Below are 21,491 nucleotides of genomic sequence, written 5' to 3' on the forward strand. Positions count from 1 at the left end.
TCAATTGAAACCTTTTTGAAAAAACGCAAATTCGCTATATTAAAGTTTGAAGGTTATCGTAACATTTTCTCGATTAGGAATAGCTTCAATTGGACATCACTCTCTCGACACGCGTTCAGCAAATTAAGCCATCTCCTACCCTGGCCATCACCGCCCGCGCCAAAGCCCTTCGGGCCGAGGGCAAAGATATCATCGGCCTTGGGGCCGGTGAGCCTGACTTCGATACCCCAGAGCATGTTAAAGAGGCGGCTATCCAAGCCATTCGGGATGGATTCACTAAATACACTGCTGTTGATGGCATCCCCAGCCTGAAAGAGGCTATTATCGCCAAGTTTGCCCGGGATAATGGCCTCCAGTACGAGGCTAATCAGATTCTAGTCTCCGTAGGCGGTAAACAAAGCTTTTACAACTTGGCCCAGGCCCTCCTGAACCCAGGGGATGAAGTCATCATTCCAGCGCCCTACTGGGTCTCCTATCCGGATATGGTCCTTCTGGCCGGGGGCATCCCTGTGGTCATCTCTGCCCCCCAGGAGCGTCAGTTCAAAATTACCCCAGAACAACTGGAGGACGCCATTACTCCCCTCACCCGGTTACTGGTGATCAATAGCCCCTCCAACCCTACTGGCGCCGCTTACACGGCTGATGAACTCGCTGCTCTAGGTGAAATCCTACGCCGCCACCCCCAGGTGCTTATCGCCACCGACGATATGTATGAGCACATTTATTGGGGTAAAGAACCCTTTTGCAATATCGTAAATGCCTGCCCCGATCTTTATGAGCGCACTCTGGTGCTCAACGGCGTCTCCAAAGCCTACTCCATGACGGGTTGGCGCATTGGTTATGTAGCGGGCCCGGCAGTGCTCATCAAAGCAATGAAGTCCATTCAATCCCAGAGCACCTCGAATCCCACCTCTATTTCCCAAGTAGCAGCCCAAGCGGCTATAGAGGGAGATCAAACTTGTGTCAAGACCATGTGCCAAGAATTCAAAAAGCGCCATGATTTTGTGGTCAGACAGCTCAGCGCCCTCCCTGGAGTCCAGTGTTTACCTGGAAGCGGAACTTTTTATACCTTCCCTAATATCCAAGCGGTGATCACCTCCCGAGGGGAGGTTAAAGATGACGTAGAGCTAGCTGAAAAGATGCTCAATGAGGCGGGTGTCGCTGTGGTACCCGGATCCGCCTTTGGCGCACCTGGGCATCTGCGCCTCTCTTTCGCTACTAGCATGGAAAACCTGGAGCAGGCTCTGAAGCGCATTGCCGCTTTTCTTAACCCCTAAATTGCCATCGCAATCACTTAAATAAGTTGACGAAAGCGGCAAGGATTATTAGGATATGCCCTTTCTTCCCCGGTAGCTCAGTTGGTAGAGCGGGTGACTGTTAATCACTAGGTCGGCGGTTCGAGCCCGTCCCGGGGAGCCAATTAAAATCAGCGGCTTATGCAACCATGCAAGGCCGCTGTTTTTGTTTATGTAAGCCAGAAGTAAGCGCCATAAGAAAAAATTAGCAGGGGCTCTTAACTGTTTGATTAAATCTATTATTTTCTCTGAAAATATCAGTTTTTGCCACGCCCTTGACACGCCTAAATCCTCGTGTTTATCATGGCTTCGTGCTCTTGAGCACCGTCCCGACAGGCTGCGGCGAGACGTTAAATGCGCGCAAGAGCCATATAAGACCACGGTTTTAAAGCCTGGCAATGGCAGAGACGGCGCGAACGAACCTATGAGATTTTCATAGATTCTGAGTAGCGGTAAGTATCAATTTATGGCGCATAAACCTTTCCTCTCCAGGCCTAGGGACTAACTTCAAGAAACTCTCGTGAAACTACTCCGGCAAGAACTCCATATCCAAAACCTGCTCCCAGGTCCATCCGGTGCCCTCGAAAGTGGCGGGGAAAGTGTTTTCGTCTTTATCCGTTTCCCGTGCCGCCACGATAACTGCACCGGGATAAGCCTCGGCAATGGTGGCGGCCAGCTCGGGCTTGAGGCTAGGATTTTTCCGCAACAGCTTGGCGATCTGGTGGCGCTGCTCCTTAATAGTAAGCTGCCAACTTCGACCCTGCCGCTCCGGTTGATACTGCCACTTGAGTAGATGGGCCAGCAAAATAGTTAAACGGCTATCGAGTGCACGCCAAACACTGGCCCCCATATCTTCGACCTCCTCGATCAAGTCCTCCATATTCACCTCGTTAAACTTGCCTTGGCGTAATTTCTCAGCGGTTTCTCGGGTCCAACCGTAAAAGTCTTTATTGGGGTCTATCATGATCTGCCCTCCAAGGGGAAACCCCGCCAGGGTGAGCCATAGCGGAGTATGATAAGGATTTAGGGTTAGTAACCTTTATGTTTGGCATACTCCAAAAGTTCGCCCTTTAATCTTTCTACGGCCCCCAATACTGTCAAGGGGTTACTTTCTGCCTCCCCGGCCCAGCCGTAGTAATTGCGATTTTGTTCTCCTATACTAATAAAGAGAACTCCCTCCAGCTCACCAGATTTTGCCAGCTCTAGAAGCTTCTCCGCCGCCTTGACCACAGTAGAAGCCTACAACACTTATCCCTTAATTAACAATAACTTACAAGATATTTATCACCCCCTAAAACGATTGGGGTAGCATTTCAAGGGGCAATTCGGTTTTTGGCTCTTTTATAGCCTCCGCTATCTCCGTTTTTTATTGGTACCGCAAAACTCCCCTTTTAGGGGACGCAAAAATTCATGCTCTCCCTTTTTATGGCCTCACGTTGGTCGCAGTTTGTCTCCATGGCACTAGCACAGCTGTCGGGACGCACTAGCCTCCGTGATGTGGTCAGTAATCTGTCGGCTCAGGCCAGAAAACTCTACCCTTTAGGTGCCGTGCCGGTGAGCCGCTCCTCTCTGGCCCGGGTTAATGAGAAACAACCCTATGCCCTGTACGAAGCATTATTCGCCAAGCTGTTTTCCCGCTGTCAAGCTGTAGGATAGACGCATAAATTGCCCTGTTTCATGGGGGGCATCCTTCATTTTCGATAGCATCGAAAACCTCACGGATACTTTGTTCACTTACGATTACCCTTACTTTTCGTCGAATCACTTGGCAGCCTAGATAGAATAGAGAGAGCACGCGCCGATGTTTTATCGAATTGGCCTGAAACTGATAATGTAATTGTTGCCGCTCTGTCAGCCAACCCACGGCCCAGGCCACCATGCCTGCCAAAGCCGCAATCAACAGCAACACCTCAATGCGGTGCGGGTCACGACTATAGGCCAGATTAAAACTGAAGCCATAGGCTGGACTTTTCAAATCCCGGAACCCTTCTTCAATCTGCATCCGCGTACGATAGAGTTTCACCACGCGCTTGGCCGATTGACGACCGCACAAGGAGCTGGCCAACAACCACGGCTCCTTCGCCGCCAGACGGTATTCGGCTATCGACTTGCCATGCCGACCCCGGGCTTTTCCTTTGAACAAATAGAACCTACTCTTTAACGGGTTCTTACGACACATCTCTACCGCTCCGAGTGCCTTCGCTCGGCCACTGGCTTGCGCCCATAATTCTCGGCAGGGCCGCCATTCCCGCTCCCCCACCGGTCGGTAGGATTTTCGCCCCCGGATCCGGCCTACGTAATCCCAGCCATAACTCACAATTTGCTTAAACCAGGGATTATGAAATCCGGCGTCCGTGATAATCACGGGCCGACTCGCCGCCGGTAACAACGCCTTGAGCGTCTTTAAAAAAGCTCGCTGCACGCGCTCATTCCCCTGCTGCGATTGCGCATGGACCGTCTCATACAGGGTCAACGCCCGTCCCGGCGCCACTAATGCTGCCCGCAATACATACAAGTCTGTGTTCGGTAGATGACTCCAATCTACCAGTATCCACGGCCGCCGTTTGTTTCCCACCAGCTGCTTGACTAACGCCTCATACACCGCTTTGCTTTGGGCTTGGACGTACTTATTCCCCATAAATCGGTCCGACCGCCGTATCCCACTGCGCTCTTGAATCGGTAACTTCAATGACCGACCCAGCTGGGTTACCGATAACCGCTTCGTCTCCAAGACCGTCTCCACCAACAACACCAACGTCCACAAGCGTTTTAAATGCATGATCTCCGACAACATCCGGTGTAAAATCTTCTTCACAGGCACGGGAACAACCTCTCTTCGGTTTTTAATCGTGACCCGTATGAGATCAGATGTCTCCGTGCCTGTCTACTCCTTCTATTCTTGCAACCGCTTGTTTCTTAATTAAACAATTCCCTTTTATCCGTCTATACCTCAGGCAGCCAACCGTCCAGTGGTTTCATCCAAAAGCCTTGGTGCCAAAGCAATCTCCTGGGTCGTCCAGAACGCTTCCCCCACAACCGCCGCAGCCGCCACGCTAACGCCCCTTCCGCGCCATGTTTCCACCATACGCTGACTCGCCGGAGAAAGGTTTCGTCCCGCACTGGGTACAACATCTAGCCAATCCACAGCCATAGACACTGGAGGGTCAAGGCTTGCAAAACTCCGCCGTTCCAATGCCGTTGCAAGCTCTGGCGTCAACTCGTAACCCGCCACCTCCACCGTTTCCCCCCCCGCAAGGCGTTGGCACAGGGTTGCCATGCGCTCCCCTTTACTGCCAGCCATCATATCCGCTGCAAGGCGTAACCGAAGAAACTGCGTCAACATTGAGCGACCATCCACAACCGGCTGCCATAACATCAAATGACGAATCTCATCCCGGTACTGGAGCGCAAGCTCCAATGCAAGCAACCCTCCTAACCGAACACCCCAAAGTTTGATAGTTTCTGCACCATGGCTCCGTAACCAACCCAAAGCAACATCAAGATCCGCCTTCCACACCTCCCACCGAGCATCTCTAAACTCTCCGCCGCTATCTCCGGTCCCATAGAGATCCACAACCAGCACCCCATAGCCAGTACTGGCAAGCTTCTCAGCCTGCAAAACCACCATGCGCCGGCACTTGTTCATCTCCTCGGCAAAAGCAGGAACATGGAGGACGGCACTCTTGGGAAAATGACTGGTTACGGCTGGCGGATAATAAACAGCGCAAATCGGCCCCAATAGACCAGGCAGAAAGAAAATATGGCGCTGTGGTGGTAAATCGGTCACAAAAGTTTTCCGTTCACAAAATCCACCAGGCTTCCCACCGTCTCAAAAGTGGATGCCTCTACTTCATCGTCATCAATCACAAACCCGTAGTGCTCTTCTAGGGCGGTAATGACAGATACCACCGCCATGGAGTCGAACTCTGGCACGGCACCTAGCAACTGTGTCTCAGCCGTCATGCGCTGACGGACTCGGTCACTAAGCTGCAGCACCTCACTAATAATGAGAATGATCTCATCGATAGTATGAGTCCCGACAGTATTTTCATTCATTGGATCTTCTTCCTGACTTTTTACTCAATATGAAACGGTAAGGGGGGTAACACGCACCACAGGGATGCTCGCTGACCCACTTGATATATGGAGATACGGTCGACAGGTCGAAAACATGAGTTGCCGCCCCCCCATCACCAGAAACAGGGCGCTACCCACGTCTACCGCACCAAGTCTACGATGGGACTCCCGTGACATTCGGTTGAATGCTGAAACCCGACTCAAGGTCCAACGGATACCACGCTCTCGAAGATACCCGTTCGCCTCATCCCAAAGTCGAGCAAAAACAAGGCTGGAGCGATAATCAGGCCGTACGTAGACATCAAAATCCCAGGCCACCTCCCCCAAGGGTTCTAAGACAAACCGACAACGAACTTCATCCTCATCGTAAGAATCTAAAATAAGCCATAAGTACCCCACCAAGGTATCATCATTAAAAGCGCCAAGACATACTGCACCCTGCTGGTAGCGATCCCGGATCGCTGCTTGGGGCCTTGGAAACGCTTTAACAACCCCATCCTCTTCCGGCACCAAACGTACCTGAATTGAGCGACCACGATGGGGTGGAAGATTTGGTTTTTTACCTACCGGCTGCGCTACCAAGTAGTACTTGAAAAGGTCAGCCCCACGAAAATAGCGGGATAGAACTAGGTGGATGCCGTAAAGTAATGCGTTCCACCACCCTATCTCAGCCCCCAGTGCTATTAGCTTCCTCATACCAACGACCTGGTGACTCTCTCAGTTTTCTTCAAGTTAGGAAAAATCCTTAACAGAGCAACCCCCTTCTAGGTTAGGGCGCAAAGTGCGCATAGACGCGCCTCGGTAGCAGAAAGCAGCCAGCCATCCACCTGGATGATCCGCTCCTCAACAAAGTCCTGCTGATGGCAATGTTTCACCACCTCCGGCTTATCGCGCAATACTGCTGCCAATGAAGTGGAAGTCTCTTGTGCCTCCGGCATTGCAGCGAGAATACGCTCCACCAAAATGGCAATACTTTGTTCCTCAGGAACAGTCTGGAGATACTTCTTACCGATAAAAGCCGCACTATCCATGTCATCAAAAAAGCTTTGGAGGGCTATCGGCAGACCCTCGGTGGTGTCTACTTCCCTAGTGATTCCAAATATAGACAGACGCCATGTGCCCATGAGGGCAAGCGCGGCAACAAGAAAGCTTCGCCTTTTGATCATCCGACTTCTCCCCGTCTCATTAGGCCCTTGAGATGGTCAGCAAGTCGCACGGCCAACGCCACAATGGTCAGTGTTGGGTTTGAACAACCGCTAGTCGGGAACACCGAGCTACCCGCCACGTATAGATTAGCAATGCCATGCACACGACAATCTGGATCGACCACCCCCAGCTTGGGGTTCCGGTGCATGCGCGTGGTTCCCATATGATGGTTACCGCCCCCCAGTTCAGCAGGCCATGAAGCCACTTCTCCATCAAGCTCCACTCGCATGCGCCCTAAACCAGCCGCGCCAAAATCAAGGGCCACCAGTTCATGGGAACGTTGCAAGCTATGCTTGTCGATGGCACTCAGTTTCCAATCGAGCGCAACCCGGTTCTGGCCAAGGGCATCACGTTCATTGGAAAGCCTCACTCGGCTATCTGGGTTGGGAACCTGCTCAGAGCGATTATGGAGCACCAAGACCTGAGGGACAGCATTTTCCTGGCCCCTCAACCGACGATAGGCGTAGCCAGCAATCTCGTCAAAATTTACCATCACCCGCTTTAGATTCCATAGGAAATGCTCAGGCATTTCCCCCCGTCCAAGGGACTCGACGATATGTTCAAATGCATCCAGACCTGGGATAGAGTAGGGTCTGAGAAAGGCCGAAAAATTGACCAAATTCTCCTGCCGAGCCACCTTCTCCGAAATAGTCACAGCTCCCCGTGCTCGCACTCCGTGCAGTTTCTGTGTTTCATAGAAATCAGTGACCACCCCATCGCGCACTGGCATCAACATTCCAGAGTAAAGGTGGGGGTGCTCCATAAAAAAACGGCCTACGAGATCATACTCATTCCCCAACCCGGCTTTCCGCGTCCGATTTGAAAGCAGCAAAATGCGTGCATTCTCAATACCTCCGACAGCCAGCACAAACTGCTTGGCTGCTACTTGAAAACGCTTCCCATCCAAACAAGCAACGCGAGCCCGAGCAACCCGATTTAGAGGATCCAAGGTCTCAAACTCCACCACATTGGCATGCAGGTATGTCGCTATATTGGGGGCCCCCTCGATCTCCTCTCGATATACCTGACCAAAGCGGGTGGGGGGACTGAATTGAAAAAGCGTGCTAACGGCCCGAGGTCCCTTAAAAGTCGGTGGGGGTGCGCCCGGAACTAGCCAGTCCCCCGGTTCGTAGGTATAGGGACCAAGCTGGCAAATGCGATGGGCGCGTTGGTAATAGGAATCCAGTTCCTCCCGTCCAAAGGGCCAACCGCTATAGGGAACCCAACTCCGTTTCTCAAAATCCATTGGATCCAACGGCCGGCAGGCCCCGACCCAATGGTTGGTACTGCCTCCGAAGTACCTCAAACGGGTGGAAGCCAGGGGATAGTAGCTTTGACCGATATTTTCCCCCTCATACAAGGCTTGAGTTTGGGCATCAAATTCCAACCCGCCACTCTCCAGCAGACACACGCGAAAGGGCTGGGAACGTAACTCCCGGGCTAGAGTAATGCCAGCCGCTCCTGCACCGACGATACAGATATCCGTCTCTACCAGATGATCCCTCGGAACGCTACGGGCATCGATGAGCATATATTTACAATTCCCTATTCTAATTTATGTCCTACGCCGCCCCTCCACCGAAGCGGAAGAGAGCCCGAACCCGACGCCCAAGCCCGACCTTGTCCAGCAATGCGGCTCCTCGGGCCGTTATCCTGTCAAAGCCCATGTGAACGAGAATGAGCGCCACCATTCCTGGTGTCCGGCGCAAGAAGAACACATTGGCGCAAAGCTGGCTGCCAGTGGCGAAGAATTTTTTATGTTCACCGTATCCCTCGCTAAAGTCAAAAAGCCGATGTTGGCCCTCGCCGAAGAGGTGCTGAAAGACAAACCAGTGGAGGACGGTACCAGGGGAATAAGCAGAAAACGCTGGATCATAGCCTAGATACTGGTAGAGCACTGTACCTTCCCGCACTGGACAATAGAGATACGAGATCGGCTGTTCGCCACAAAATAAAATAAAACCCCGAGCCTGATCCTGCTCCGCAAGCGTTAGCATCCCTGCTCTGAATATCTCTGTATCCGGCAAGCCCTGCCCCAAAAGCCGCTCTTGATAGGTTTTCTCAGAGACCTGACGCGCCAGGGCGTAGAACTCGGTAAGCTCATGGGGTGTTGTATACACGCGCCATTGCACTTCCCCACCCGACATCTTAGCGAATTTTCGCACTTTCCGGCGAATAGTAGAGCGGGATTTTGATGAAAATTTGGCGCAATATTCCTCAAATTTCTGTCCAAGATCCACATAATAGCGCGGATATTGTGCCGGAATGTAACGAAGCCAACCGTCCACAAAACGTAATTGTGGTTGCCGACTATTGACGGGTAACGATCGCATTAGATAACCGTCGATCTCGGGCGGCAAACTCTCCCGAGGCGGCGCCGGAGAATCAACCGGGCCACCAACTCTTCCAACCCCCCCCTCACTGACCTCAAGCCGCAAAGCCGGGGCCCATAAAACCCTTGCACTGACTTCGAACTTGAGGGGGACCTGCAAGACCCGCGGGGAAGAAGCTATCATGCCAAAACTCTTCGTGATGCCTGTTCTAGGACACGGAAAACCGTATAGGCAACATTCGACTGGATTGGTTGGGGTTCACCTGGAAATATTCTCGGCGCGAGTTCTAAAAAGCCTTGAGTCGGATACAAGTCGCGATGCCGTTCCAAAAATCGGCATAAGCGGCGGAACCTTTGCACCACTATCGGATCAGGCCTCGTGCGGGTCCGATCCAAAAGCTCAAAGCCATGGGAAACCATGACGAATGACTCCCACCCAGACTGCTCCGCGGCAACCAGCGCCTTTGTCAGCTCGCCGTAGGATGCCGCCGCAAGTTGCGCGGGACGGAAATGCCCCGGCCAATCTTCAAAGGCGCTTACGGGATACTCATATACCCCCTCAACCTGGACCGCTTGCCACAATTTACCCCCCTTTTCGATCCCGCTGGTCTCTCCCCGCACGCAAGGATTGTAACTCGTATCCATGGCAACACCGTTAGCGGCAAGCGCCTGTAGCGTCTCGGCATTGAAACCGTAGCCGCCGGCACGAAAAGCCTTGACCTGAGGTGCGCCCGCCGCACGCAAATGACTGAGTCCCCACTGGATTAACCTGCTCTGCTCGTCCAGGGAGAAACTACGCATCAAATGACCCCGACGCTTCGGAAACAATGGCTGCTCGAGCTTATCGACCCACTCGGGATGAAGGTGAAGGTGTACCTCATGACCTGCTCCCTGAATAAGCCCGACAATCTCCGTGAGCGGTTGTATACCAAACCGGAGCGCAAATAACGCCTCGATAAAAAATGCACCTCGAAGTCCATGATCGTTGAGGATTTGAAGGGTCATGGGGAGACCATAATCGCCCCGCCCCGTCGGACCATAGATATAGCGGCGGAAAGCTCCGGGGAAACGCTCATCCAGCCGATCCCACCCCTCTGGCCAAATTTCAACATCGACGGTGAAAAAAACGTTCAACGGCATTTCCTAGAACGCTCAACTCTTCTAAGATTACGGGATAACTCAATGTCCATGGGCTTGGAGCCAAAGCTCCAGCATCATCAGTATCCATACTAATTCCCCATAATAGGCAGCATGCCCGGTTCGGTGAAGATCGATAGCCCGCTCAAGAAACCCGGGGCGGAAATAGGGTCGCTTTTTGAGGCAGAGCAGACTTTCATAGGCAAGCTCCCGGAGCGGGGCGTGTTCCGCCATCCACACGCCAAATGGTAATCCAAAACCATGCTTATGTTTCATGATGGTCTCCTGGGGAAGGAAATCGCGCATGGCTTCCTTATAGAAGTGGCGAAGACGCCGCCCCTTGAGTTTGAGCGCCGACGGTACCCGGCAGGAAAATTCAAGAAGTGGATCATCGAGCAGCGGATACACAACATCCACCCCTGCAAGCGCACACATTCGTCCAACCTTGCGCAGATCATTGTCCGCAAGGGTCTGCTGCCAATCAAGATACATCATCCGATTGAGCGCCGAAGCATTTTGGGGCCTCGTATATCGCTCCCGTTGCAGGAGCAAGGGCTCTTCCGGCGCTAAGGCGGCTAAAAAATCTGCCTGAAACATTTCTTGGGCACCTTCCCGCTGAAGGAAGTTGTAAGCCTCCAAGCGATCCGGCAGTGGCGTCATCGCCTGGCGCACATAGCTTTGCGCTTTCCGGACGACACCGACGGTCTCTGGCAGACGGAACAAAAGAGGCTCCAATAATCCCCTCCGCAGAAGGAGGGGCATTACACCGTAATACTCGAAAACCTGCTGTTTGGCGTAGCGGGCGTTGCCCGCAAAGATTTCATCGCCCCCATCCCCTGCAAGCAGACGCTCCACACCATCATTAGCGGCAAGCTTGGCACAGTAGTAAACGCCCACCGCCGAGGAATTGCCAAAAGGCTCGTCATAAACCCGGGCAATCTCGGGCACTATGGCACAGACATCTTCAGGTGTGACATAGTATTCATGTTGCTTGGTGCCGAAATGTCGGGATACGGTGCGAGCATAACCCATCTCGTCATACCCGGTCGCCGTAAAGCCAATGGAGTAGGTATTGGCGTTGCCCGGCTGCAATCTGGCAAGCATGCCTGCCAGGGTCGAGCTATCCAGGCCACCACTCAAAAAGGCGCCGGCTATCCGCCCCTTGCTAAGGCGTTCAACCGATTCCAGAATAAGGGTGCGCATCTGTTCGCCTAATACATCGAGATTGGCACTATTGGTTTCATCAAAAGGGGGTTCCCAATAGCTTCCCATGTGGATTTGATTGCCGTCATATTCTACATAATGGCCCCCCGGCAGCTTGTGCAGACTTGAGTAAATAGTGCCGGGACTCGGAACCATATGGGCGTAGACATAATTGTAAATGGCCTGGGACGAGAGCGAGCAATCAATGCCCGGATGAGCCCGTACGCAATCGGCGCTTGAGCCCAAAACAAATCCACCACCAGCCGCCGCATAGTAGAGGGGTTCCTGCCCGACGCGGTCCACCGCCGCAAATACTCGGCCCGAACGGCCCTCCAGTACGGCCATGGCAAAGGCACCATGAAGGTATTGCAAAAGCCCCGTACCGTGGCGCCGATAGGCTTCACCAAGCGCATCACCTTCTCCTTGCTCCCGGGCAATGCGTTCAAGCTCGGAATCCGACCACCAAGGCTGCCCCGTGATTGCAACCACTAGCCCTTCGGGAAGCAGGGCTAACCTTTGTTCGGACGCCGCACAGGCAGCCCGCTCAATCAAGGCTGTGCATAATTTCCCCGAATGCCGAAAGCCCTTGCTCATCTCGCGGAGCAACTTCTCATCACTTAGCTCTTTAGGGAAATTGGATAACCCACAAAGGCCCATCATATTTAAACACTATCCCATTATTTTAATCAGCTTACTTTCGTCCCGAAGAGCTTATCAGCAGAATAGGGCAAAACTCATAGGCCAATAATATGGCCTAGCGCGCCCTTGCTCTGAAAAACGATAAATTCAACAAAATTAAAGAAATGCTGGAAAAGATCTTGATGCAAAAAATACGATATTCTTATAGTTGATGCTTATCCCTACCGGCCTGCTAAGGCCAATGCCCCACTTTTTCCAATAGCTTTTTCAGACCTGGCAAGGGATACCCCAGCTCATAGGCGGTGGTAGCGTATTTTTTAGCGAGTTCATATTTTTTAAGATCATAATAGAGCAACCCCAAATTATAATTCAGCTCCGAAGAACGAGGGATTAACTCCAATCCGGTCTTATATTGCTCTAGAGCCTGCTCCAGCTTACCGCCCTTATGGAGGTGGATGCCATACAACATTCTCACAACGCCATCTTCAGGGCGAAAACGGATAGCGCGAACAAAATAGCACTCTGCCGACCGGCGCCACCGCCATCCTGCCTTCTGGGGCAACCTCCCCCCGTTCCGGCGCTCGAACTGGGACACCGCATACAGCGCCTCATGGTAATTGGGAAAATGCAGAAGCGTGTAGTCCAAGTTCTCCATGATGTACATGGGATGTCCATCAAACCGGCGAATCTGAGGACGAAAATGATGATCGGCCACAAGTTTCAAATGACGCCGCGCGGCAGGATGGGGATCCAGGTAATCGTCCTGGCGATCCTGGTGCCGCGCCGTCTCGGGTAACAAGCTACCACATCGATCCTGAGCCTGTACCGCCATGGGAACCATTGCAGCTAATACCAGGGAAAAAAAACCGTACTCCAGCCAGCATCGCATACCAACCTCCGCCTCACCATCAGACTCCAAATTATTATCCCGCTCTTCTGGTAGCCTCAGCAAACGCTTATTTAACCTTAGCCTAGCAACCACTCCCTCAGAAGATTCTTTTGACTTTCGCGGATATTTTGCTCGCTATCCCAACAAGCACCAAACCGCCTTAATCCACTATGGATTCTCGGCTCGCTTTCTCAATGCGGTAATACCGACCCCCTCACTTCAATAAAATTGCAAGCAAAAGAATCCCCCTTAACCTCTCGTCCTAATCCCCCCTTCTCATCCGGCTTGAACTTTAGTTCATCAAGAACCTGTTTAGCTGGAGCGTTGCGGTCTGTTTGGCAAAAATTAACCCACAAACGCTGCACATCACCCTTAGAATACTGCTTGGCCAAGAAGTCAAAAAGTGCTTGCTCAATAAACTTCCCCTGGACCCGACAAGACAGCATAAAATCTTCAATCTCGATAGTTTCAGCGTCTTGCCGTACGATACAAAAACCTACCGTACCATAGGAACCAAATTTATCCTGGCATTTAAGCACCCATTTGTCGCGTTCAGCATCACCGAGGATGAGCTGAATTTGATTCCGGTCGTATTTGCGGCCAGAAAAATTGAGTTGATTCGTGCGCTGAACGAGTTCGGTGATACGCTCAAAGCTCTCTGATGCATAGGGTTGAATATCGAGTGAAATTCCACAGGAGCGCAAAAAATCAATGTAATCACCACTAAACCCTTCTGCAGCCTGATGACGCATGATATTTTCTTGGTAAAGTTTCCGGCGCCTCCCTGCCTCCCCACTGGAGCTACCCTGAAACCGAGGCTCCTTGACAAGTTCAGTCACTTGACTCACATGGTGGCATGCCACCTGGGGCAGTGCTTGGCCTACTTCTTTTAACTCAAATTCGCTGTCATCAATAAAAACACAAGCATCCAGGCCAATATTTAAATCTTTGGCAATTTGGGCTATGTTTTGCGATTTGGGAAGCCAGTTGATTTTGGGATAGAGAAAGAACTCTGTCAAACCTAATTCCTGAAGCTTTGACCAAGCGTGATCATGGGCATTTTTACTGGCAATAGACAATAAAATACCCCGCTTATCCAACATCTCAATTAGATCTTTCATTCCCGGACGTAGAACAACTTCCTCCCTCTCCAAGAGCACACCATCCCACAAAGTATTATCGAGATCGAAAATCATGCATTTCGCATTCGGCTTAATAGCCTTAGGGTTCTCTTTGACCTCCCCCACCCCTGCCCTAGACTTAGACGATAAGGTTACGAAATCCAAAGAAAGAAAGACCAGCCGTGCACCTTTATCCGCCTCCGGGAGCAAAGCAATATTAAAAGCAAGCCCACTCTCAATAATGCTCTTAAAAGCAGTGGCCGGAATAAGCTTGTGGAAAAATCCAGAATCAATTGTCAGCTTGTCGACAAAGGGATGCGGCAATTGCTCTAAAGGAACCCCCATCGGCACCCTGCTTCGATCAATCGACATCACAAGCTGGAGCGACAAGGGTTCGGGGGTAGGATTGTAAATCTCCACCAGGAAACCATCCGGCTGCACCTTCATCTGTCCTTTTCGAAGTTGCTGCACAAAACGCTCCATTAATGCATAGGTGGCATAATTCCAGCGAATGTTACCTGTCATCTTGCCCAGTAGCCGGCCTACTGTATTTGTGATCAGCGAAAACGCGGTGGTGGCCTGCTCAAGGATCCGTACCTGCCAAACGGGCATCATCCGCACGTTACCTCGGGTTTCAATCTTACCCCACCTTTTAAAAACCACCTCTGCGCCAAAGCCATGCAAAGACGGGAAATTACGGTTGCGGTAAAGCCCATATTCAAAGCGACGGCAGCGTTTATCAGGACGGGCCTCATAGAGATCACAGCTGGAAAAGCAGGCTGGAGCAGCGCATTCAATGCAATGCTCCCCCCACATCAGAAAAGAAATTTTCTGAATCCCAGTCGCTGACATATGCGCTGTCTCAGGCCTAGCAGGCGGTTTTGAGTGCCGATGGGCTTCATACTTGTCGAACTCAAACATCCTCGTCTCCAATACCCAAGATTTTACCTAACCGCTTTACAGGTAAACGTTTTCCGATGTTTTAGCGATGGCACTGAAGCTCCTCTTATGATTCCCAGCATCTTATGCACCTAACTGCCAATTCCTTAATCGAGCCGAACAATAAAGGATTTTCCCAAGGGAGAATAATCGAAATAGGAGATAAAGCGAATATCTGGGTTAGCCTCGATAAATTCCTGCAATGCCCGCGCTTCCCCTTGGTCGGTGGCGCCTCTATTATTGTAATAATCATCGAAACAGACAATCGAACCATTCACCAAATATTTCTTAACCCACTGCAGTACAGTGCATGTTGACTCATATAAGTCACAGTCAATATAAACGATTGCTGCCTTAACCCCTTGCAAACGCCTATCCAACTCCTCATTCAAGCTTTGATTGTAAAATCCTTTCACCAGCTCGAACTCTCCTTCCCGCACGCCCTTGGACTTAAGTGTTTTGCGCAATTCCGCTTCAGAAAAGGCGAATTGCCCTTCATGCCAAATGTTATCAGCGGTATTCCGGTGGGGGGGCAACCCTTTAAACGAATCAAAGCCGCGAAGGAAAGTATCCTTCAATCCGTACCGCCTTTTCATTGTATGAGCGTAAAGGAATGTCTTGCCCCGCCATAACCCAAACTCAAAGTAGTCTCCTTCAACTTTGTTGATTTTTTTGAATTCAAATGCCTGGGCAATCATCCCGAACTCAGTCATACGGTTTTCTGTGCGCCGATCAACAACTTCCAACACGCGCAATACCGGCCATGAGGAGAGCAACCGTCTTAAAAGTTCTCTCAATATCCCTCTCCTGGAATAACCACTCACATTACTTTGATACTATCAGTCTTCCCGCAACGGTACACCGACGCTGCGGTAATTCCACAAGAGACGCATCATAAATCGGCTCGGGGTGCGATCCCAAGGCGTAAAACGGGGTAATTGCCACGGATCGCTTCGAGACGAGGCAACCCCCCAAGCAGTAGAAACCGCCGCCTCAAACCCCAACCCCCGGACAATATCTACATGCTCCTGAAGATAGTCTTTTCCAGGCTTACCGTTAGGATAGGCAAATAAACGCACCGATTCGCCCAGCAAGTCTTCCAGCCATGCCTTGCTGGCGGCTATTTCTTGTTCTGCCGATACCCGTGCCAACGATGCCAGGATAGGATGGTTGCGGGTGTGGGCTCCAATCTCCATCCCTGCCTGGTGAAGCTCACGCACCTGGCTTGAGGTCATCATCAAACTATTGGAAAGTGGCACCCGGCAACGTTGGGCTAACACTTGAGCCTGCGCCTCCCGCTCCTCCCAGGAAAGGTACTTCAGTCTTGCAAGGATTTGCTCAACCGCTGTCAAGCGATCCGCGGTGTTTGATAAAGAGCAGACTTCCAACCCCTCCTCGGTTAGATCCAACTCCCCATCGGGCATGCGGCGCAGCGCCTCAATGACCTTATCGTTCCACATCCACCCGCCGTCCAGATAGCCGGTAGCGATAAAAAATGTCGCCGGCACCCCTACCTGTTGCAAAATGGGTAATGCCACCTCCACGTTATCTGCGTAGCCGTCATCAAAAGTAACGCTGACTGCCCGTGGAGGTAGTGTTCCCTCCCACAAACGCCTTGCTGCTTCTGCCAGAGGGAGGGGGTTAAAATAACGTGCTAGGAGCTCCATCTGCCAACGAAACTGTGCGGCATCAGGCTCACCCGGCATGAGGGGATCCGATGATGGTAGCACGCGATGATAAATCAGCACTGAAAGACGCGCCCGCCGACCACCCGGCCAAAACAATGAGGCCAGGGGCTCTAACATACTCAATGCCGCTTTCTCAAAACCCTGCAGGGTTTCTCCTGCTCCTTTCTGCTCCAAAGCTCTTCACCGCCCCTATACCGTTGCCTACCGCCGAACCTACAGTCCCAACACACCCCCTACGACCCTGACTGGGAATGAGACTGCAATAATCCCTTAAGCACCCCCCTTACCCGTTCTCCGAGCGCTGGCGCATCATACACAAGTCCTTCGTCAAGCTGCTGCGCCACATGTCGAAGCCAATAAAGGGAGACAAAAGCGGCATGGTGACTGGGATCGAGACCACAACAATAATAACTTCCCTCAAGAAATTGTTGCTCTTTCTCAGTGAGGTGGTCCCAATGGGAGAGCAGCGGTATTGTCTGCGCAAGGCTGATCCCCGGATTTAGATAGCGATAGGTACTCTCCAGATAGTTAAGGGCATCCAACACCGGTATCCCTAAAAGATCGGCATTATCCCAATCGATCACCCCCGTTATCCGGGCATCACGCATAAAGATGTTGCGTGTACTGAAATCCCCATGAACGAGCCCACGGCGCACTTTCAGGCCATATAACCGCTCCCGAAAATAGGCCTGTGCCTCTTCCATAAACACCGAAATGTCTGAGACACGGGCTAACTGCTCCAGAGGTATGAGCACTTGGCGCTGGTAGAACTCGCCCGAAAGGGCCTCCGGTACTCGCGCCTGAAGGCCGGAGTTTAGTGCTTGCAGAAAACTCGACACCGCTTGGAGACAATCCGAATGGCTGCTCCTCCCCAACGCAGTCCTCAACGGACAACCTTCCACCCTGGTCTCGGCATAATAGGACACTCCCTGGACTTCACCTGCCGCCAGCGCCTGCGGCGTTAACTCCCGGAGTGTCCCCATCTGCTCTGCCTGTTTGAGAAACCGGTGATTACGCTCGGCACCCGCTGCGGCAGAAGCATTAAAAGGCAGCTTCACAACCATGGGCCGATGCCCGGCACAGCCGCTGATGACCCCCTTGCCCTTGCCTGTCGTGTAAAAATGGGTAAAGGAGACGGATTTCTCCTCAAGGTCGAGTTGGGACTCAATCGCGGCCGCTACTTGCTCCGCCAATGACAAACCGGTAGAGCCTTGCGGAGAGGCAATAATTCCATAAGCGGGGACAAAATGTGAATGACGTCGGAACTGTTGATGGCCCTGGAGCTTAGGAGGCTGCCAGAGCCTCTTATCGATCTGGAGAGGAATCAATTCAGCCAGGTGGGTATATCCAGGGGTAAGCCCGTAAATTTCATGATTTGAGAAGCCTACGGCACTAAGAAGCCGACGGTAGCCACTGATAGAATAGGTATAAGTCCGGTAAGGGCGGCGAGCCACCGCAATGGAGTAAAGATTGGCCAGAAAACGTGGCAGCAACGAGGCAAACCATAGGCCTGAGTGGTGATCCCGCCGCCCACCGAAATAACGATAGCTCAAACGGTTTTCAATGGCGATGAAAAGCTGCCCGCTCGGTTTCAATACTCGACGGATTTCGCTCAGGAAGCGAAGCTGCGTTTTACGGGGATTGGCCGCGCCAAAAAAGCTTAAAAACGCCCCCATTGCCTTTCCCAGTCGGGATCCGCCCCGATCCCAGACGCCCTGGTCGTCGGCCACCCACTCCAATACACCCGAAAGGGCCACGCAATCAAAGCTGCCATCCGGAAATGGCAAAAAGGGGCCATCGCCACCCGCCAGCAGCCGGATATCATCATCCGGATTAAAATGCTCGAAGCGTACCCGGGCGAATTTAAGTCGCTCGAAAGTCAAATCCAAAGCATAGACACGGCCTGCGCTCGGGGCAATGTTCTTGGTCAGGTTTCCCAACCCGCAACCCAAGTCAAGTACTCGAGCATTTGGCGGCAGCCGCAATAACAGTTTCCAAGCGTAACGCCCGTCAGCGATCAAGTTGTCAAGCCAATCAGGATTTTGGCCCACCCCCCTGAGGAAACGCCGTACCGTATCCGCCCACGGCAAATGGCGTGCCTCGCGGGTGAGTTCATCCATGGCCTCCCGAGGAATGGGATTAAAATAATAGTCCCGGCGGTGGCAACGAAAATCCACGATGCCATCACGAATGGGATAGGTCGCCCCGCAAGCGTCGCACTCAAGCGCCGTATCGTCCGCCACAATGGCACCTGCGCAACGGGGACACGCAAGATCGTTTTGCGGCACGCGATTCCGGCGGCTTATGGTCAAGGCATTTGCCGAATTCACTCCAACCCCCGAATAATTAGCAGCATTCTACTCTCCCAGTCTATCCTCTTTGGTGCCATCCGCTCATAAAACCCTAGGATAATCTATGAGAGCCTAGGGTTATTCACACCCTCAACACCGATTTCTTGAATCGCGGGAACCCTGGCTTTTTACCGATTTTGACATTGGCAAAAAATTTTCTAAATGCCTTGTCTAGGTCGTCAATTATGTTGCGCGTCATTCGGCTTGAGACTTCCTCATACCAAAAGAGTATCGGCAACTTAGGATCGTCCAAGAGTCCTTTAGAAGCGGCCTACCCGGACAACCCACTGCTCGGCCAGGATATGGAGAATCCATCCAAGGAACCAAAGGGATTCTCCAGCCCCCCATTTGAGTGCCGAAGCTCAAGCGCTTGGGTTTTCTCCGCTGCCTCCAGGAATAAGCCCATTGCCTCACACTTCACCACCTGCCCCTCAAGCCAACGTAACATTACCGGTACTCCTGCGATGGTTCGGAGCCACAGCCAGGCCCCCTCGAAGTGAATGCCCCAAATATCGACCCCAGGCAGCGCCTCCTTTGGTCCCAACAATAAGTAGTCCACCTGTTCGCCACAGATAATCCGGAAAGCCAGTCCCCCCTTTTGGCACTGAACAACCTGGAGCGAGCAATTCTCCATCCCACCCTTACCCCCCTCCAAGAGGAAGGCCGTCAATCTGCGGTCCCCCTCGGTCCTGACCTGGGGCGCAGCTTCTAACTCGCCGTAGCAGCGTGACACCCACCCGCCCAGAGGAGCCAAACTGCCGTCGAGAATTCGGGATACCTGTAAACCTTCGCTGAAGGTGATCCCCAGTGCCTCTCCATCGGCAGTCACCCGAAGCCTGCGAGCCGCCTCCATCTCGACCCTTGCTCCCGGCACCAATTGCAATCCGAAACTCGCCGCTTCCACAGAAACCTCCTCTGGCAGGTGGTCATAAATGAGCCAGTATTCACCGGGCACGTGAATAACCCCTCGGCAATAACCTCCATAAGCATTTTGGCTTTCAATCCGGCCTTCAACCCATGCCCCTACAACACCCGCGACCCGGCGCGTGGTGGCCACCCGTGCCGCTACCTCTTGATCTCGAAAATCCCGTTCAAGAAGACCCAGCGGATCTACGCCCCTAATAGCGCAACCGTTGTGGGCCTCAGGTCCGGCGAAATAGGCACGCCAGGGAGGAGACTCAGACGGCCAGCAATTTGGCCGCGTCCGATAGGTATAAGTCCCCGCATCCATCACCATGGGATTTCCTGCCACATTGACGTAGATACCCAGCAGATCCGCATGCATATGCCCCCCCATAAGAGGTTTGTCCGGTGCCGGCCCCGTACGAAAAATGAGCCGGGCGCCGGCATCAGGCTCGGAAAAAATGAAAAATCCACCAGTGGGGTAAGGCTTAAAGCATTGAGCTCTCTTAGGGTCTGTTGGCAAAGGGGCAAGCTTGCCACCCAGAAGCCAAAATGCACGCTCAACCGCAGGATCCTCCTGAGGGGATGGAGAAAGACTAGGGTCAAAAAGTGCTCGATACAGCTCTCGAAGGGCCGCACATCCCCATCCTTCCCCTATATCCAAGGGAAAAAGAGGATCCTCCGTCCCATTACCAATCGCCAGGGGCACCGCCTTCGATTCGCTCAGATCTATCTGGAATGCCAGCATCCGCTCCAATCGGTTTACCACCCAACCGGGTACTGGCCGACCATTCCGCCGGCTCAAAATCACATAGGCGGCGGTCATTTCACAGGCATATTCTTGGTAGTGGGTTGAATGCTCAAAGCCTGTCCCATCTTCATAAGTCTGCCGGGCCAGCTCGCATAACCATAACGCCTCATAGCGCTCTAGCCATCCTGCTTCTTGGACAAACTCTGGAAATAACAGCCCTATATACCAGCCCGCGAAGGCATCCAGGAGAAGGTGGTTATTGGGGTAAGACTTACCAAGGCGCGTCGCCAGAAAACGGGCATCAGCCTCTAGAATCCTTAGCATGGTATGCTCCGCCGCAGAACCGTGGGCTTCATCGCCTCGCTTCGCAGTAAGGAAGGCCCACGCCCAGGAAAGGGCAATGAATCGCTGGATAACCACGAGATTGCTAAGGTAAGGAAGTTTCGAGTCTCCAGCGCTGGCTACCTGCATCCAGCCCTCAAGAGTGGCAACCAACGTATGCTCCAGCGGCGCACCATAAAGAATGGCTAAAGCCAAGCGCGGCGCAAAGGCAAAGCGATGGGGCCGCACGGCATACAGTACATCTTCCCCCGGCCCTTGAGCAAGGGAGTCCCAAGGAAAGCTCTCTCCAAGACACTCCTCCCGTCGTCCATAGGTCACAAGCCCGACCCTACAGTCCGAATGCACGCGCTCAAGGAGCCGCAACCGCCACTGGGGCCAATTAGCTGCTACGTGCTCCGCGGTCGTCCTAAGTGAAGTCGGGTAGGCGAAGAATAGAACTCGGGTCCAGGGCGGGAAATCCTCTTGAGAACCAGGGGCAGAAAGATCAATTTCCCGGCCCCACCCTATCCGCCGCTCAATGGACGTAGAGCTGCTAAAGTCTGGGCAATAAGAAGCAGCACTCCCCCTTCCAAACCAGCCGCGCAAACGCGCCGACAGGGATTTCATCCCACCGATATC

Annotated in this window: 17 protein-coding genes, 1 tRNA gene and 1 pseudogene; 3 read left to right on the forward strand and 16 right to left on the reverse strand. The window is 52.6% G+C overall.

What is annotated here, in order from left to right:
• Positions 1-89 precede the first annotated feature (89 nt).
• Positions 90-1,277 carry a pyridoxal phosphate-dependent aminotransferase gene (locus NHAL_RS15595; RefSeq protein ID WP_013034111.1) on the forward strand — a complete coding sequence of 396 codons (1,188 nt, stop codon included), beginning with the start codon at positions 90-92 and terminating at the stop codon, positions 1,275-1,277.
• 66 nt (positions 1,278-1,343) lie between these two features.
• Positions 1,344-1,419: transfer RNA gene (locus NHAL_RS15600), tRNA-Asn, on the forward strand.
• A gap of 402 nt (positions 1,420-1,821) precedes the next feature.
• Here NHAL_RS15600 and NHAL_RS15605 read toward each other — a convergent pair.
• Positions 1,822-2,259, reverse strand: coding sequence for a DUF29 domain-containing protein (locus tag NHAL_RS15605; RefSeq protein ID WP_013034112.1), 438 nt, complete (start codon positions 2,257-2,259; stop codon positions 1,822-1,824).
• Between the two features lie 467 nt (positions 2,260-2,726).
• Between NHAL_RS15605 and NHAL_RS15615 the strand changes: the two are divergent.
• A pseudogene (locus NHAL_RS15615) lies at positions 2,727-2,945 on the forward strand (DUF4372 domain-containing protein); the annotation flags it as partial.
• Positions 2,946-2,970: 25 nt separating this feature from the next.
• Here the strand turns inward: NHAL_RS15615 and NHAL_RS15620 are convergent.
• The 15 genes from NHAL_RS15620 to NHAL_RS15690 form a co-directional block, all read right to left on the reverse strand.
• Positions 2,971-4,110, reverse strand: coding sequence for an IS4 family transposase (locus tag NHAL_RS15620; protein ID WP_238985334.1), 1,140 nt, complete (start codon positions 4,108-4,110; stop codon positions 2,971-2,973).
• Positions 4,111-4,245: 135 nt separating this feature from the next.
• On the reverse strand, positions 4,246-5,082 hold the full coding sequence (locus tag NHAL_RS15625) for a hydrolase 2, exosortase A system-associated (protein WP_013034114.1): 837 nt from the start codon (positions 5,080-5,082) through the stop codon (positions 4,246-4,248).
• On the reverse strand, positions 5,079-5,351 hold the full coding sequence (locus NHAL_RS15630; protein ID WP_013034115.1) for an acyl carrier protein: 273 nt from the start codon (positions 5,349-5,351) through the stop codon (positions 5,079-5,081). The genes NHAL_RS15625 and NHAL_RS15630 overlap by 4 nt, the downstream gene beginning before the upstream one ends.
• Positions 5,352-5,375: 24 nt before the next feature.
• Positions 5,376-6,068 carry a GNAT family N-acetyltransferase gene (locus NHAL_RS15635; RefSeq protein WP_013034116.1) on the reverse strand — a complete coding sequence of 231 codons (693 nt, stop codon included), beginning with the start codon at positions 6,066-6,068 and terminating at the stop codon, positions 5,376-5,378.
• A gap of 68 nt (positions 6,069-6,136) precedes the next feature.
• Positions 6,137-6,538 carry a hypothetical protein gene (locus tag NHAL_RS15640; protein ID WP_013034117.1) on the reverse strand — a complete coding sequence of 134 codons (402 nt, stop codon included), beginning with the start codon at positions 6,536-6,538 and terminating at the stop codon, positions 6,137-6,139.
• Positions 6,535-8,109 carry an FAD-dependent oxidoreductase gene (locus NHAL_RS15645; RefSeq protein ID WP_013034118.1) on the reverse strand — a complete coding sequence of 525 codons (1,575 nt, stop codon included), beginning with the start codon at positions 8,107-8,109 and terminating at the stop codon, positions 6,535-6,537. Before NHAL_RS15645 ends, NHAL_RS15640 begins: the two co-directional genes overlap by 4 nt.
• 31 nt (positions 8,110-8,140) lie before the next feature.
• Positions 8,141-9,094 carry a GNAT family N-acetyltransferase gene (locus NHAL_RS15650; RefSeq protein WP_013034119.1) on the reverse strand — a complete coding sequence of 318 codons (954 nt, stop codon included), beginning with the start codon at positions 9,092-9,094 and terminating at the stop codon, positions 8,141-8,143.
• The gene (locus NHAL_RS22040; RefSeq protein WP_013034120.1) at positions 9,091-10,050 is read right to left on the reverse strand and encodes a polysaccharide deacetylase family protein; all 960 of its coding nucleotides are present in this window, start codon (positions 10,048-10,050) and stop codon (positions 9,091-9,093) included. Before NHAL_RS22040 ends, NHAL_RS15650 begins: the two co-directional genes overlap by 4 nt.
• A 39-nt stretch (positions 10,051-10,089) precedes the next feature.
• Positions 10,090-11,910, reverse strand: coding sequence for an asparagine synthetase B family protein (locus NHAL_RS15660; protein ID WP_013034121.1), 1,821 nt, complete (start codon positions 11,908-11,910; stop codon positions 10,090-10,092).
• A gap of 211 nt (positions 11,911-12,121) precedes the next feature.
• Positions 12,122-12,778, reverse strand: a complete 657-nt coding sequence (locus NHAL_RS15665; RefSeq protein ID WP_013034122.1) for a tetratricopeptide repeat protein — start codon at positions 12,776-12,778, stop codon at positions 12,122-12,124.
• Positions 12,779-12,969: 191 nt separating this feature from the next.
• Positions 12,970-14,820: an HAD-IIIC family phosphatase gene (locus tag NHAL_RS15670; RefSeq protein WP_013034123.1), complete on the reverse strand. Its 1,851-nt coding sequence runs from the start codon at positions 14,818-14,820 to the stop codon at positions 12,970-12,972.
• Between the two features lie 125 nt (positions 14,821-14,945).
• Positions 14,946-15,635, reverse strand: a complete 690-nt coding sequence (locus tag NHAL_RS15675; RefSeq protein ID WP_013034124.1) for a TylF/MycF/NovP-related O-methyltransferase — start codon at positions 15,633-15,635, stop codon at positions 14,946-14,948.
• A 42-nt stretch (positions 15,636-15,677) separates the two neighbouring features.
• The gene (locus NHAL_RS15680; RefSeq protein ID WP_041355854.1) at positions 15,678-16,643 is read right to left on the reverse strand and encodes a polysaccharide deacetylase family protein; all 966 of its coding nucleotides are present in this window, start codon (positions 16,641-16,643) and stop codon (positions 15,678-15,680) included.
• Between the two features lie 116 nt (positions 16,644-16,759).
• Positions 16,760-18,856 carry a methyltransferase domain-containing protein gene (locus tag NHAL_RS15685; protein WP_041355070.1) on the reverse strand — a complete coding sequence of 699 codons (2,097 nt, stop codon included), beginning with the start codon at positions 18,854-18,856 and terminating at the stop codon, positions 16,760-16,762.
• A gap of 292 nt (positions 18,857-19,148) precedes the next feature.
• Positions 19,149-21,479 carry an alginate lyase family protein gene (locus tag NHAL_RS15690; protein ID WP_013034127.1) on the reverse strand — a complete coding sequence of 777 codons (2,331 nt, stop codon included), beginning with the start codon at positions 21,477-21,479 and terminating at the stop codon, positions 19,149-19,151.
• Positions 21,480-21,491: the final 12 nt, after the last annotated feature.

It is taken from the genome of Nitrosococcus halophilus Nc 4, from assembly GCF_000024725.1.
Lineage (GTDB): Bacteria > Pseudomonadota > Gammaproteobacteria > Nitrosococcales > Nitrosococcaceae > Nitrosococcus > Nitrosococcus halophilus.

Coding starts and splice junctions, on each gene's coding strand:
- NHAL_RS15645 (WP_013034118.1), bottom strand. CDS start 8,109: ATGCTCATCGATGCCCGTAGCGTTCCGAGGGATCATCTGGTAGAGACG.
- NHAL_RS15660 (WP_013034121.1), bottom strand. CDS start 11,910: ATGATGGGCCTTTGTGGGTTATCCAATTTCCCTAAAGAGCTAAGTGAT.
- NHAL_RS15665 (WP_013034122.1), bottom strand. CDS start 12,778: ATGCGATGCTGGCTGGAGTACGGTTTTTTTTCCCTGGTATTAGCTGCA.
- NHAL_RS15630 (WP_013034115.1), bottom strand. CDS start 5,351: ATGAATGAAAATACTGTCGGGACTCATACTATCGATGAGATCATTCTC.
- NHAL_RS15640 (WP_013034117.1), bottom strand. CDS start 6,538: ATGATCAAAAGGCGAAGCTTTCTTGTTGCCGCGCTTGCCCTCATGGGC.
- NHAL_RS15680 (WP_041355854.1), bottom strand. CDS start 16,643: ATGTTAGAGCCCCTGGCCTCATTGTTTTGGCCGGGTGGTCGGCGGGCG.
- NHAL_RS15605 (WP_013034112.1), bottom strand. CDS start 2,259: ATGATAGACCCCAATAAAGACTTTTACGGTTGGACCCGAGAAACCGCT.
- NHAL_RS15650 (WP_013034119.1), bottom strand. CDS start 9,094: ATGATAGCTTCTTCCCCGCGGGTCTTGCAGGTCCCCCTCAAGTTCGAA.
- NHAL_RS15670 (WP_013034123.1), bottom strand. CDS start 14,820: ATGTTTGAGTTCGACAAGTATGAAGCCCATCGGCACTCAAAACCGCCT.
- NHAL_RS22040 (WP_013034120.1), bottom strand. CDS start 10,050: ATGCCGTTGAACGTTTTTTTCACCGTCGATGTTGAAATTTGGCCAGAG.
- NHAL_RS15635 (WP_013034116.1), bottom strand. CDS start 6,068: ATGAGGAAGCTAATAGCACTGGGGGCTGAGATAGGGTGGTGGAACGCA.
- NHAL_RS15690 (WP_013034127.1), bottom strand. CDS start 21,479: ATGAAATCCCTGTCGGCGCGTTTGCGCGGCTGGTTTGGAAGGGGGAGT.